This is a genomic window from Candidatus Binatia bacterium (genome assembly GCA_036493895.1).
Taxonomy (GTDB): Bacteria; Desulfobacterota; Binatia; order UBA1149; family CAITLU01; genus DATNBU01.
Genome location: DASXOZ010000033.1, coordinates 115,131 through 128,561 on the forward strand (window position 1 = coordinate 115,131; position 13,431 = coordinate 128,561).

Annotated in this window: 10 protein-coding genes; 7 read left to right on the forward strand and 3 right to left on the reverse strand. The window is 67.1% G+C overall.

Features of this window, described 5'->3' with window-relative positions; translation table 11 throughout:
* Positions 1-130: 130 nt before the first annotated feature.
* The 5 genes from VGK20_09220 (at position 131) to VGK20_09240 (ending at position 4,713) form a co-directional block, all read left to right on the forward strand.
* Positions 131-700 (forward strand): Hsp20/alpha crystallin family protein, encoded by a 570-nt coding sequence (locus VGK20_09220; GenBank protein ID HEY2774217.1) that lies wholly within the window; start codon positions 131-133, stop codon positions 698-700.
* A gap of 229 nt (positions 701-929) precedes the next feature.
* Complete coding sequence (locus VGK20_09225; GenBank protein HEY2774218.1) at positions 930-1,904, forward strand: MoxR family ATPase; 975 nt, start codon at positions 930-932, stop codon at positions 1,902-1,904.
* A 16-nt stretch (positions 1,905-1,920) separates the two neighbouring features.
* Positions 1,921-3,336, forward strand: coding sequence for a VWA domain-containing protein (locus VGK20_09230; protein ID HEY2774219.1), 1,416 nt, complete (start codon positions 1,921-1,923; stop codon positions 3,334-3,336).
* A 58-nt stretch (positions 3,337-3,394) separates the two neighbouring features.
* Positions 3,395-3,946 carry a bifunctional nuclease family protein gene (locus VGK20_09235; GenBank protein ID HEY2774220.1) on the forward strand — a complete coding sequence of 184 codons (552 nt, stop codon included), beginning with the start codon at positions 3,395-3,397 and terminating at the stop codon, positions 3,944-3,946.
* A gap of 83 nt (positions 3,947-4,029) precedes the next feature.
* Positions 4,030-4,713, forward strand: coding sequence for a tetratricopeptide repeat protein (locus VGK20_09240; protein HEY2774221.1), 684 nt, complete (start codon positions 4,030-4,032; stop codon positions 4,711-4,713).
* A 36-nt stretch (positions 4,714-4,749) separates the two neighbouring features.
* Here the strand turns inward: VGK20_09240 and VGK20_09245 are convergent, their stop codons facing one another.
* From VGK20_09245 to VGK20_09255, 3 genes are all read right to left on the reverse strand, one after another.
* Complete coding sequence (locus tag VGK20_09245; GenBank protein HEY2774222.1) at positions 4,750-5,988, reverse strand: TolC family protein; 1,239 nt, start codon at positions 5,986-5,988, stop codon at positions 4,750-4,752.
* 131 nt (positions 5,989-6,119) lie between these two features.
* Complete coding sequence (locus VGK20_09250; protein ID HEY2774223.1) at positions 6,120-9,206, reverse strand: CusA/CzcA family heavy metal efflux RND transporter; 3,087 nt, start codon at positions 9,204-9,206, stop codon at positions 6,120-6,122.
* 10 nt (positions 9,207-9,216) lie between these two features.
* A complete protein-coding gene (locus VGK20_09255) occupies positions 9,217-10,362 on the reverse strand; it encodes an efflux RND transporter periplasmic adaptor subunit (GenBank protein ID HEY2774224.1) in 1,146 nt (381 codons plus the stop codon).
* 68 nt (positions 10,363-10,430) lie between these two features.
* On the opposite strand from VGK20_09255, the gene VGK20_09260 reads away from it, so the two are divergent.
* Together VGK20_09260 and VGK20_09265 are read left to right on the forward strand one after the other, a co-directional pair.
* A complete protein-coding gene (locus tag VGK20_09260) occupies positions 10,431-11,975 on the forward strand; it encodes a HAMP domain-containing sensor histidine kinase (protein ID HEY2774225.1) in 1,545 nt (514 codons plus the stop codon).
* Positions 11,972-13,351 (forward strand): sigma-54 dependent transcriptional regulator, encoded by a 1,380-nt coding sequence (locus tag VGK20_09265; GenBank protein HEY2774226.1) that lies wholly within the window; start codon positions 11,972-11,974, stop codon positions 13,349-13,351. Before VGK20_09260 ends, VGK20_09265 begins: the two co-directional genes overlap by 4 nt.
* The last annotated feature ends 80 nt before the right edge of the window (positions 13,352-13,431 follow it).

Genomic DNA, 13,431 nt, shown 5'->3' on the forward strand with positions numbered 1-13,431 from the left:
CACCTGCTCCTCAGGAATCGGTGGAAATGCAGAAATTCCACGTTCTCCGCGCTGGCAAGCACGTTGCTATGGTAAGCCATCGCCACCGTCGCGATTGCGGAACGCGAACGGCCAAGGGGAGGAAGGACAGATGAGCACGAAAACGGAAGAGACACTCGCGCTGATGCAGATCGACTGCGAGCCGTTGCACGACGCCCCCATGGTGGCGCGCGAGAGCGAGCACAAGGTCGAGCACAAGATCGAGCACAAGATCGAGCACAAGATCGAGAAGGAAACGACCACCTCGACCGGAGTCGAATCCTTCCAGACCTCGCTCAACCGGTTCCTCGATTCCTGCGAGCGGGAGTTCCGAACCCGTAACGGCGAAGGCCCCGTCTGCGTTCCGGCGATGGACATGGGCGAGACCGACGAAATCGTCGTCTTCACGATGGAGCTGCCCGGCGTGGACGAAGCCGACCTTAGCATCGAGGTCACGCGCGACACGCTGACGGTGCGCGGCGAGAAGAGCGGCGCCAATCCGGCGGTGCACAACTGGCACTATCGCGAGCGCACCCGCGGCCGCTTCGAGCGCATCGCGCTCATTCCCGAAGGCATCGACACCGAGGACGTCGCGATGCGCATGCACAACGGCGTGCTGACGGTGAAGATGGCGAAGCTCGACCATACGGCGAAGCCGAGAAAGATCCGCTTCGCTTCCTGAATCGCTCCGCCGCGCCTGCGGCGGGAGCCGTGCGGATGGTTGTTGGGCAGTTGTTGGGCAGTTGTGGGGATGGGGGAGTGCTGCAGGCGCCCGTCAGGGGCGACGGGCGTCTGCGGCGGGGGGCTTTTTGCCCTCCACCAGGCTGCGTGTTAGCGTCGCCAGCCGCGTTTTTGCGGCCCGACCGACGGGAGCAGCAGCCTTGATTCCACCGGACTCCGCCTTCGACTCGATCAGCGACGTGCGCACGCGGCTGGCCGCGCAGAACTACATCTGCGACGACAACATCGCGACGGTCGTCTACCTGGCCACCCGCCTGGGCAAACCCCTGCTCGTCGAAGGTCCCGCCGGTGTCGGCAAGACCGAGCTGGCCAAGGTGATTGCCAGCGGCCTCGGAGCGCGCCTCATCCGCATGCAGTGCTACGAGGGCATCGACGAAGCCAAGGCGCTGTACGAGTGGGAGTACGCCAAGCAGCTCCTGTACACGCAGGTGCTCAAGGAAAAGATCACCGAGGTGACCTCGGGCGCCGCGACGCTGTCCGAGGCGGTCGACCGCATCACTGCCCAGGACGACGTGTTCTTCTCGAACCGTTTCATCCTGCCGCGGCCGCTGCTGCAGGCCATCCAGTCCGACGATCGCTGCGTGCTGCTGATCGACGAGATCGACAAGGCCGACGCCGAGTTCGAGGCGTTCCTGCTCGAGATCCTCAGCGACTTCCAGGTGACGGTGCCGGAAATCGGCACCATCGAGGCCAAGCACATCCCGATCGTGCTGCTGACCAGCAACAACGCGCGGGAAATGTCGGACGCGCTCAAGCGGCGCTGCCTGCACCTGTACATCGATTTCCCGAATCCGCAGCTCGAGCTCGAGATCATCCGGCTGAAGGTGCCCGAGGCTGCCGCGACGCTGGCCGAAGACATTGCGGCGCTGATCCAGTCGCTGCGCAAGCTCGACATGAAGAAGAAGCCGAGCATCTCGGAGACGCTCGACTGGGCCAAGGCGCTGGTGATCATGAACGCGCGCGGGCTCGGCGACGAGATCGTTCGCAACACGCTGTCGACGATCGCCAAGTACGAGGGCGACCTGCGCAAGACCGAAAAGGAGCTGGCGACTTTCCTCGAGCGGCGCAAGGCCGAGGAAAAGGCCAAGCAGGCGGCTGCGGCTGCGTCACCGGCGTCGAGCGACGGCGGCGACCTGCTGCACTAGGCTTGCGTAGCGAGTCATGGAAGACCGCATCGTCGAGTTCGCGGGGCTGCTGAGGCGAAACGGCATCCGCGTCTCGACGGCCGAGACGCTGGACGCCTTGCGCGGCGTCGGCACGACGGGCATCGCCGAACGCTCGATCTTCAAGATCACGTTGCGCGCGGCGATGGTGAAGCGCTCCTCCGACGTGCCGGTTTACGACGAGCTGTTCGACGTCTTCTTCTCGGGAGTCGGCGAGGTGGTGCGTGCGGCCGGTTCGGCGGTGGCTGCCCAGACCCAGGCGCTGTCCGAGGAAGAGCTGAGGGAACTGCTCGAGAAGCTCGCCGCTCTGCTTTCCAATCCCGACCTCGACATCTCGGAGCTGGCCAAGGCGCTGGCGATGCAGGATGCCGGCGAGATGGAGCGCATCCTGCGCGAGCTGATGGAGTCGGGGAAGCTGCCGAAGACCGACACGAACTACGTTCCTCCGGGCGCCAACCGCCAGATGCTGCAGATGCTCGGCGCCGCCGACGTCGCCGGCGAGTTCGATCGCATTCTCGACCTGGCGCGCGACCAGGGTGACACCGAAGAGGAGATCGACAAGCTGCGGCGCTACCTCGAGAGGCGGCGCAAGGAGCTCGACGAGATGCTCAAGGGCCTGCTGCGCCTGGACAAGGACCAGCAGCACCGGGCCGAAGAGAGGTCGAAGGACCGCGAACGGCTGCTCGAGAAGAGCTTCTACTACCTGTCGCCGACCGAGATCCGCCAGATGCGCGAGGCTGTGGCGTCCCTTGCCCGGCGCCTGAAGAACGTGATGGCCGTTCGCTTTCGCCAGACCAAGCGCGGCCGCCTCGACGTCAGCGAGACGATCCGCCGGTCGATGGAATTCGGCGGGGTGCCGTTCCGCATCCGCTGGGACGATCGCAGGAAGGAAAGGCCGCAGGTGATCGTGCTCTGCGACGTTTCCGATTCGGTGCGCAACGTCTCGCGCTTCATGCTGCAGTTCGTGCACTCGCTGCAGGACATGTACTCGCGCGTGCGTTCGTACGTGTTCGTCGCGGACCTGGCCGAGGTGACGCGGCTGTTCAAGGACAACGACATCCAGAGCGCGATCCAGAAGGCGATTAACGGCGACGTCGTCAACGTCTACGCGCATTCGGACTTCGGGAAGGCGTTCATGCAGTTCCACCAGGGCCACATCGAGGCGGTCGACAGCAGGACGACGGTGCTGATCCTCGGCGACGCCCGCAACAACTACAACGCGCCGCAGGAATGGGTGCTGCGCGAGATCAAGGAAAGGGCCAAGCAGGTGATCTGGCTGAACCCCGAGAACCAGTCGACCTGGGGTTTCGGCGACAGCGAGATGAACCTTTACGGCAAGAGCTGCGATTTCGTCGAGGAGTGCCGCAACCTGCGCCAGCTGTACAAGGTCGTCGACCTGCTGATCGCGAAGTGACCGGCGGGGTTTTTCGGCAGTTGACGGTCGGATCGCACCGCGCCATGATTTCGGCGCCGTGCAGGACGCTCCGGAAAAGGACAAGGACCTCGTCCAGATGACGGTCGGGGGAGTCACCCTCGACCCCGTCACCAAGACCCCCGTGGTCCTGCTGAAGGACGAGCGCGAGGAGTTGACCCTGCCGATCTGGGTGGGCCTGCTCGAGGCCACCGCCATGGCCACCGAGCTCGAGGGGGTCAAAATGGCCCGCCCGATGACCCACGACCTGCTCAAGCGCATCGTCGAGGAGGTCGGCGCCTCGGTCTCCCGAATCATCGTCACCGATCTTCGCGAGAACACGTTCTATGCCGAGATCGAGCTGATGGTCGGTGACCGCCGCCACAGCCTGGACGCGAGACCGAGCGATGCGATTTCTCTGGCGCTTCGCACCGGTTGCCCGATTTTTGTCGCGCGTGACGTCATCACTGCCTCCGGCACCCGCGACGAGGCTGCCGAGGAGGAGGACGCGCCCCCGGCGGAGAGCACCCTCGACCTGTCCGATGTCGACCGCGAGGAATGGAACGAGATCCTCGAAAATCTCGATCCCAACGACTTCAAGTACAAGATGTAGATCGGCCGCCAAGCCCCTGCGCAGCTTCGAGCACGGAGGCGCTGCGGCTTGGCTTTCCGATCGTGCCACTCTAATAGGGGCCCATGGCCGCATCCGACCGCCGTCAGCTTCAGCAGCAGCTCAAGGAGCCGGACCCGTTCTTCGAGGCGCTTCTCGAAGCTCGCGAGTATTTCGACAACAACCGCTCGCAGGTCATCACGATCGCGGTCGCGGTGGTGGCGGCCTTCGCGGTCGTCGTCGGCATCTCGAGCTACTGGGTCTCCCAGGGACGCAGCGCGGCGACCAACTTCAGCAACGCTGTCTCCAGTCTCGAGTCGAACTCCACCACCGCGGCCCAGGCCGACCTCGAGAAGATCGGCAGCCTCAGCAATACCGGGCCCTATGCGGCACTGGCATCGCTTTACCAGGCCGACATCCACGCCCAGGCAGGCGAGTATGAGCAGGCCGTTCTCGGTTACGACCAGTTCCTCAAGGCTCCGCCTACCGTGTACCTCGAGCAGGTCGGGCTGATGGGGAAAGCCGCGGCTCTGGAGAAGTCCGGAAAGGGCGCCGAGGCTTCGGCGGCGCTCGACAAGGCCGGATCCATCGACGGCCCCTACCGCAAGGCGGCGCTGAGTGACCGCGCCAGGCTCGCGGAGAAGTCGGGGGACAAGGCGACTGCGATCGCCAGTCTGCAGAAACTGCTCGAGCTCGAAGGCTCGACCGGTGATCCCACGCTCGAGCGCCGCATCCAGTCGCTCAAGGAATCCGCGCCCGCGCCGAAGTAAGCCGCCGCGCGCAGGTTTCCGCGTTCCAACAACTGCTCAGTTCGAGACGGAAGCGGCCGCGCGGGCCGCTCCCGTCCCTGTGGAAGATTTGGAGCCAGGCACCGCAAGGGCACCTGGCTCCGCGCCGGACTCCACTCCGTCCACGTCGAGCCCGGCGGCTGCTTCGACGTCCAGTTCCGCAGGAACCAGCGCGTCGACGAGATCGATCCGGTCGAGGCGTGCCTCGCCGATGGCTTTCAAGGCGTCGAGAAGATCGACGATGTTTCCCTCTCCGCTGTCGTAGAACGCGTGCGCCATCTGCTTCAGGCGCGGCACCTGGGCGGTGGCGTCGCGCTCGAATGCAGCGAGCGCTTCGCGCCGCGTGCGCAGCACGGCCACTGCGGTTTCCAGCCTCGCGCGCGCTTCGCGCATCGTGACGTCGAGCTGGATGCCGGAGTTGCGGGCTTCGGCCGCCTTGCGCGCGATCTCGCCCTGGTTGCGGTCGAAAACCGGCAAAGGAATCGAGATCCCGGCCGATATCGCGACACCGTGCGGATCCGTGGTGCTCTGCTCGCCGACGGTGACCTGCGGCACCGGGTAGCTTTCCCTGCGCGCGACTTCGATCTCGGCGACGTCGGCGTCATGCCCGAGGGTTGCGGCCTCGAGCGCAGGCAGCGTCGCCTTCGCGTGCTCCCACAGGCGGTCGACGTCGGTGTCGGTCTCGTGCGGATGCAGGCTTCCGATCGCATGCGGCCGCCAGCCGGGAACGCCGACGAGGATCGCAAGATCGCCGGCGGCGCTGTCGCTTCGCGCGATGGCATCGCTCAGATCGCGGCGGTCGGTGGCCAGCTCCAGGCGGATGCGCTCGACGTCGTACTGGCTCTTCGCGCCGGCTTCTGCACGCCCGACGACGATGGTCTGCACCTGCTCGATGTCCGCAAGCGTCTCCTTCCACGCATCGACGCGATCCTCGGCTGCCAGCAATTCGGCAAACGCGCGACGTCCCGCGCGCACCAACTCGAGCCTGGCATCGGCGATGTCGGCAGCCGAGGCGCTGCGCCGCGCCAGCGCGGCGTCGATGCGCGCGCGCCTCTGGCCGAAGAGCAGGATGGGAGCGCCGGCGCTGACCGCGTGAATCGTGTCGCCGATCGTGTCGGTGCCGGAGATCGTCGTGGTGCCCTGGTACGACACCGTCGGATTCGGGAGCTTGCGGGCGTCGAGCACGTCGGCCTCGGCAATGGCCAGGCGCGAGGCGATTTCGGCGGCTCTCAGGCTTTCGCTCGACAGATACTGCACCAGTGCGTCCTCGCGGAGCTCCGTCGGAGGGGGTGCAGGCGCCTCGGCTTCGCAGCGGGAACGAAAAAGAACCGTGGCGATAGCCGCGATGCACGCCGCGCGCCGCTGGGTCGCGAGAGTGCGGTGCGGCATCACGCGCCGGCCTCCGCATCGCTGCTGAAAGGCGCGGCGATCATTCCGTAGACGACCGGCAGCACGAGCAGGGTCACCACGAGCGTCGTCAGCATTCCTCCGATCAGCACGACGGCGAACGGCTTCTGGGTTTCGCTGCCGACGCCGTGGGAAAGCGCCATCGGCAGCAGGCCGAGGATGGCAAGGATCGCCGCCATCAAGACCGCGCGAAATCGCCGCGCCGTGCCGTGGATCGTCGCGTCGGCCAGCTCGCGGCCTTCGTTGCGCTCGTTGTCGATGGCCGACAACACGAGCAGGCCGGCGAGCGAGATCTGTCCGAGCAGGGCGATGAAGCCGACGGCGGCGCTTACGGACAGCGGGATGCCGGCGATCTGGAGCGCGAAGACGCCGCCGGTTGCCGCGAACGGCGCCACGGCGATCACGCACGCGGCTGCGCGGCCGCTGCCGAGGGCCGCGTACAGCAGCGCGAGTACGACCGCGACGGCCACCGGAAGAATCACGCGGAGCCTTGCCATCGCGCGCTGCTGGTTCTCGAACTCGCCGCCCCAGGCGAAGTAATGCCCGTCGGGAACCTCGACGTCGTGCGAGACCGCTTTCATGGCGTCCGCGATCACCGAAGACATGTCGCGCCCTTCGACGTTGAATTTGAGCGCGAGAAAACGGCTGTTGTCCTCGCGATTGATCGTCGCGCGCCCGTCGGCGACGTCGATCGCCGAGATCGAGCCGAGAGGCACGCGTCCGCCGTCGGCCGAGGACAGCATCAGGCGATGGATGTGGTCGGCGTCGTTGCGCTCGGAAAGCGGCAGCTCGACGCGCACCGGAATCGGCTGCTCGCCGCGCCACGTCTGGGTGACGACCTTGCCGGCAAGAGCGGTCTGGATCAGGTCCTGGGCGTCGGCGACCGAGATGCCGCCGCGGGCCAGCGCAGCGCGATCCAGCCCGATGCGAAGCTGGGGAACCATCGCGTCGCGATAAAGGTCGAGGTCGACGATGCCCGGGATTTTCTGGAGCGAATCCTTCGCCCTCTCCAGCGCGGTGCGCATCGCATCGAGGTCGGGGCCGAAGATTTTCAGCACCACCTGGCCGCGCACTCCACTGACGGCCTCCTCGACGTTGTCCTTGATCGGTTGCGAGAAGTTGTAGCGCACGCCCGGGATCTGCACGAGCGACCCGCGCATCTGCTCGGTCAGCGAGTCCATGTCCAGGCCCGGCCTCCACTGGTCCCGCGGCTTCAGGCGCACGAAAGTCTCGCTCATGTTCACGCCTTCGTCGTCGGTGCCGTCCTCGGGGCGGCCCTGCTCGCTCATCGTCGCGATCGCCTCGGGGAACGCCATGATCCGCTTGCGCACGTCGACGAGGATCTCCTGCGCGCGCTCGAACGCGATGCTCGGCGGCATCTCGACGAAGATCACGAAGTCGCCTTCGTCGAGCTGGGGCAGGAACTCCCGCCCGAGCGTCGCCGCGGTGACTGCGCCGCAGGCCAGGAGGAGAACGGCCGCGGCGCACACCAGTACGCGACGCTCGAGCAGGAGCGAGACGAGGGCGCGGTATCGCTCCCTCAGCCTCTCGACGAATGCCGGCTCGGCGATCTCGCCGTCGCGGGGACTGAGCGCCAGCGCGCAGAGCGCCGGCACCAGCGTCAGCGAGCAGACCAGCGCCGCGAGGAGCGCGAACGTGTAGGTAAGCGCCAGCGGCCGGAAGATGCGGCCTTCGACGCGCTGGAGCGTGAAGACCGGGATCAGCGCCGCGATGATGATCGCCATCGAGAAAAACGTCGGCCGTGCGACGTCGCGCGCGGCGTGCGCGATGAGCGCGAGCATTTCGCCGGGAAGGCGAGGGCGCCGGCGGCGGATCTCGTGCATCACGTTCTCGACGAGGATCAGCGCGCCGTCGACGAGGATGCCGAAATCGATGGCACCCATCGAGATCAGGTTGGCCGGCAGTCCGATGACCCTCAGGCCGATGAAAGCGGCAAGCAGGCAAAGGGGAATGACGATGGCGACGATCAGCGCGCCGCGCGTGGTGCGCAGGAAGATCCACGCGACCAGCAGGATCAGCATCCCGCCGAACAGCAGGTTGTGGCGTACGGTATCGAGCGTGTGCGAGACGAGCCAGGTGCGGTCGTAGAACGCCTCGAGCTTCATGCCCTTCGGGAGCATCCCGTTGTTGAGCTGCTCGACTTTGGCGTGCACGCCCTCGAGCACCTGCGAAGGGTTTTCCCCGCGGCGCATCAGCACGAAGCCCTCGATGATCTCCGGCTGCTCGTTCAGGCCCACCGACCCGCGCCGCGGCGTGTAGGACCGGACGATGCGCGCGACGTCGGCTACCGTGATCGGGCTTCCGTTCTGGCTTTTCAGGACGACGTTGCCGACGTCGTCGGGGCCGCTCATCCAGCCGACGCTGCGCACGACCATTTCCTGCTCGCCGTGGCGCAGGAACCCGCCGCCGACGCTCAGGTTGGCGTGCTCGAGCGCAGTCGTGACGTCCTGGATCGTCAGGTCGCGAGCCAGCAGCTGGTCGGGATCGACCTCGACGTGGTATTCCTCGAGGAAGCCGCCGCTGGAGACGACGTCGGCGACGCCGGGAACCTGCTTGAACACCCGCGTCACCAGGTTCTGCTGCGTCGCGCGGATGTCGTAGAGGCTGTGGCGGTCGCTCGAAAGACGGTACTGGAAGATCTCTCCGAGTGGAGTGTCCTCGGGCCCGAGCACGGGCGTCACGCCTTCGGGCAGGTCCGTCGTCGAGATCCTCTCGCCGACCCAGGCCCTCGCCTTGAACGGATCCGCATCGTCGTCGAACGTCAGGAAGATCAGCGACAGGCCGAACAGGCTCTCGCTGCGCATGCCGATCATCGACGGCGTGCCGTTGAGCGAGCGCTCGAGCGGGATGGTGATCTGGCGCTCGATTTCTTCGGGCGCCAGGCCGGGCATCTGCGCAATGACGTTGACCTGCAGGTTGGTGACGTCCGGATAGGCCTCGATCGCGGTATCGAGGTAGGCGCGAAGGCCCACGAGGCCCACGGCCACGCCGAACGCGACGACGGCCCAGCGGCGCTGGACACACAGGTTGATCAGCGCGGCCAGCATCGGCGTCGGACTACAGGAGTTGCTCGGCGGCGCCGTCGAGAAGCAGCGCGCCTTCGACGACGACCTTGTCGCCCATGGCGACGCCCTCGAGCACTCGCACCTGCCCGTCGATCGACGCGCCTACCTTGACGTCGCGCGCCTGGAACGTGTCGGTGGCTGCCTGCACGTAGACGACGGTGCGCATCCCGTCCTTGACGAGCACGGCAGCCGACGGAATCGAGATGCCCGGCACGTCGCCGGATTCGATGGTTGCGCGCGCGTACATGCCCGAGCGCAGCACCGGCTCGTCCGCGTCGAGGGACACGTAGACGGGCGCAGTGCGGATGTTGCCCTCGACTGCTGCGCCGATGTTGACCACCTGGCCGACGAGCTTGCGCGAAAGACTCGGCACGTCGACGCTGACGCGCGCACCCTGGTTGACCAGCGGAAGGTCGCGCTCGAAAACGTCGGCGATGATCCAGGTGGCAGACGGATTGGCGATCTCCAGCACCGGGTCGCCGTCCGGCGAGACGTAAGTGCCGGCGGTTGCGCCGACGCTCTGGACGGTCCCGCTGATCGGCGCCTTGATGGTGACCGTCGGGCCGATGCCGTCGCCGAGGAAAGCGGTCTTCGCCTGGATGCCGCCCAGCTCGGCTTCACTCTCGCTGAGCTTGGTCATCGCGGCCTGCATCTCGCTCGGGACGTCTACGCCCGCTGCCGCCATCCTCTGGTGGCGCGCCACCTCGCGGCGCGCTTCTTCGAGACCGGCATTGGCCGAAGCGAGCTGCGCGCGCGCATCGGCGGCGTCGGGACTGCTCAGCACCGCCACGGCATCGCCGGCGCTTACGTGGGAGCCGATCTTGACCTTGACTTCGACGACACGGCCACCGACCAGGGCGTCTACCCGCGAGACGGCACCGTCGCGAAATGCGACCCTCGCCGGTGCACGAACCACTCCCGAGCCGGTGGCCGCCTTGGCGTCGACCGTATGCACGTACGGACGCGACGCCTCGTCGATCCTGACGGTGCCATCCGGCTGCGGCTGCGAGGTTCCGCTGGAGAACGAAAGCCGGGGCTCCTCACTTCTGCTGCAGGAGCTGCAGGAGAAGGAACAGGCGACTGCCATTGTCGCCAACAGCATTCTGCCGAGCTTGGGTACGATCCGCGGCTGTGGCATGGCTCTTGGTTAGAGCCAATTCCATGCCAGAGGCCGACCGGCAGCATATGCCCGAAAATGCAGCGAGAATGGCTGCGGCAGCCGCCCCGGCTTTCGGGCAAATCCGCCCCGGTCTCGGCATTTTTGCCTCACGCGGGCGGCGCTGGAGCATCTGCCTCGACATCGTGCTGACCGGAGCACTGGCCGGCATCGCGCTGTTCGGTGTCTACGGGTTCGGCATGGTGCTGCGCGAGAAGACCGACCTTCGCACTGCAGTCACCCGCGAGATGCGCATTCTCGGCGAAAGCCTGCGCGTCGCGGTCCAGAACGCAGTGCGCGACCAGCAGCTCGACGACGTGCGCGAGATCCTGGACAAGCTCGACCTCGAGGATGCCACCGTCGACATCACCGTGAGCGACGTCACGGGCAAGCTGCTGGCCGAGTCTCCCGGCGCCGAGTTCGCCGAGCCGGAAAAATCGGTGGCGACGGCGGTGCTTTCCGGCGTTTCGTCCACGCTTCGCTACCCGCGCGAAGAAGATCCGGGGCCGGCCATCCTCGGCCTGCCACTTCGCGACGATACCGGCAGGATGATCGGGGTGCTGACGCTGCTGCGACCGCTCGACGACGTGCGCCGCGATCTCAGCAGCACGCGCGAAGGCGTCATCGAGACCGTCGTGCTGTTCGTATTCGCCATCGCCGGCATCGGCTGGTTCACCGGCACGCTGTTCGTTCGCCGCCCGCTGCAGGACGTTCGCTCCACCGTGGCCGCCGTGCGGGCGGGCAACTTCGAGCAGCACATCCGCGTGCGGCGCGAAGACGAGATCGGCGCGCTGGCCGGGGAGTTCAACCAGATGATCGATGCGCTGGCCGATGCGCGCCGCCGCCGCGACGAAGAGATCGTCGTGCGCGGCCGTCTCGAGCGAGGTCTGGCCGAAGTGGCCAAGCTGGCCGCGACGGGCCAGCTCGCATCGTCGCTCGCCCACGAGATCGGCTCGCCGCTTCAGGTCATGGCCGGCCGGGCCCGCAGCCTGGCCGACCATCCCGACGATGCGGTGGGCACGCGACGCAATGCGCTGATCCTCGTCGAGCAGTGCGCCCGCGTGGCCCGCATCGTCGGGCAGCTTCTCAACGTCGGGCGACGCTCGACGCCGAAGTTCGCCGTCTTCGACGTCGTCGCGGCAGTGCGGCCGGTGGCCGAGCTGCTTGCTCTGGAGGCCGAGCGCAGTCGTATTTCAGTCGATTTCCGAGCAGGGGCCGCGCCGATCGAGATCGAAGGCAACATCGACCACGTCCAGCAGATCGTCCTCAACCTCGTCAGCAACGCGCTGGCGGCCACTGCCGGCGCCGGTCGTATCGAAGTGACGCTCGATGCCATCGGCGAAGGCGCCAGGCTGCGCGTCGCCGACCACGGTCGCGGCATCCCTACCGAGGATCTGGCGCGCGTGTTCGAGCCTTTTTTCACGACGCGCGCCGAGCAGGGCGGCACCGGCCTCGGCCTCGCGATCGTCAAGACCATCGTCAAGGAGCACGGCGGAACGATCGATCTCGACTCTTCACCCGGCCATGGCACCACGGTCACGGTCGTGTTGCCTTTTCGCAAACAGGCACCGGGGCTTGCCGAGGTGAACTGGTGACCACCGCGTCGGTACGCGGGCGCCTTCTCGTCGTCGACGACGACGCGGCCGTCGTCGAGTTCCTCGTCGAGGAGCTCGCGCGCGAGGGATTCGAGGCTCGCGGTGCAACCAGCGGACGCGAGGCGCTCGATGCCTTGGAAGCAGCGGCCTACGACCTCGTGATCGCCGACGTCGAGATGCCGGGGATGCGCGGGCCCGAGCTGCTCGCCGAGCTCCAGCGCCGGCGCCCGCGGCTGCCGGTCATCCTGATCACCGGCTTCGGCAGCATCGAGCTTGCCGTGCAGACGGTGAGGGCAGGGGCCACCGATTTCCTGGCCAAGCCGTTCACTACCAGCGCGCTCGTGATCGCGGTGGACCGCGCGCTACGCGACCGCCAGATGCGTCGCGAGATCGTGCGCCTTCGCCGCGAGCTGACCGGCGAGTCCGGCGAGATCGTTGCGCAGAGCGAGCGCATGCGCGCCGTCGTCGATCTTGCGCGACGAGTCTCGCGCAGCGATTCGACGGTGTTTCTCACCGGAGAGAGTGGGGTGGGAAAAGGGGTGCTCGCCCGCTTCATCCACCGTGCGAGCGCTCGCGCGGCGGGGCCTTTCGTGCAGGTCAACTGCGGCGCGCTGCCGTCCGGGCTCGTCGAGAGCGAGCTGTTCGGTGTCAGGCGCGGCGCGTTCACCGACGCGCGCGAGAATCGCGACGGCGCGTTCGTGCAGGCGAGCAGCGGCACCTTGTTCCTCGACGAGATCGGCGAGATGCCGGCCGAGGCGCAGACGGCGCTGCTTCATGTGCTCGAAAGCGCGATGATCCGCCCTGTCGGCGGAGAACGGGACCTGCCGGTCGACGTGCGCGTCATCGCCGCGACCAACCGCCCGACCGACGAGGCGCTGCGCGAGAAGAAGCTGCGCGCCGATCTCTATTTCCGTCTCAACGTGATCCGCCTCGACGTGCCTCCGCTGCGCGAGCGCCGCGACGACATTCCGGCTCTCGTCGAATACTTCCTCGAGCGCAGCGGCGCGCGCATCGGTCGCGATATTCTCGGCGTCGGCGAAGACGCGATGCGCTGGCTGCTCAGCTACCAGTGGCCGGGAAACGTGCGCGAGCTGGCCAACGTGATCGAAAGGGCGGTCGTGCTCGGCGACAGCGAGATCCTCGGTCTGGAGGACCTCGTCGAGCCCGGCGGGCTGCTTCCTGCCGCCGGGGAGTTCGTCGGGGCGGCCGCATCGCGGGGACTGACGCTGTCGCAGGTCGAAGTGGCCTACATCCGCAGTGTCATCGACGCCTGCGGCGGCAACGTCACGCGCGCGGCCACCGTGCTCGGCATTGACCGGCGCACCGTCTATCGCCGCCTCGGTGAATCCGACGGCGGCGAAACCAGGTCCGACTGAGCCATTCCGCCACCCGCGCTGCACTCCTCGAGCGTCCGCCGGGCCGCAGGAACCGTTTTTCGGATGTTGGCAGCAACCGG

Coding starts and splice junctions, on each gene's coding strand:
- VGK20_09260 (HEY2774225.1), top strand. CDS start 10,431: ATGGCTGCGGCAGCCGCCCCGGCTTTCGGGCAAATCCGCCCCGGTCTC.
- VGK20_09220 (HEY2774217.1), top strand. CDS start 131: ATGAGCACGAAAACGGAAGAGACACTCGCGCTGATGCAGATCGACTGC.
- VGK20_09250 (HEY2774223.1), bottom strand. CDS start 9,206: ATGCTGGCCGCGCTGATCAACCTGTGTGTCCAGCGCCGCTGGGCCGTC.
- VGK20_09240 (HEY2774221.1), top strand. CDS start 4,030: ATGGCCGCATCCGACCGCCGTCAGCTTCAGCAGCAGCTCAAGGAGCCG.
- VGK20_09230 (HEY2774219.1), top strand. CDS start 1,921: ATGGAAGACCGCATCGTCGAGTTCGCGGGGCTGCTGAGGCGAAACGGC.
- VGK20_09255 (HEY2774224.1), bottom strand. CDS start 10,362: ATGCCACAGCCGCGGATCGTACCCAAGCTCGGCAGAATGCTGTTGGCG.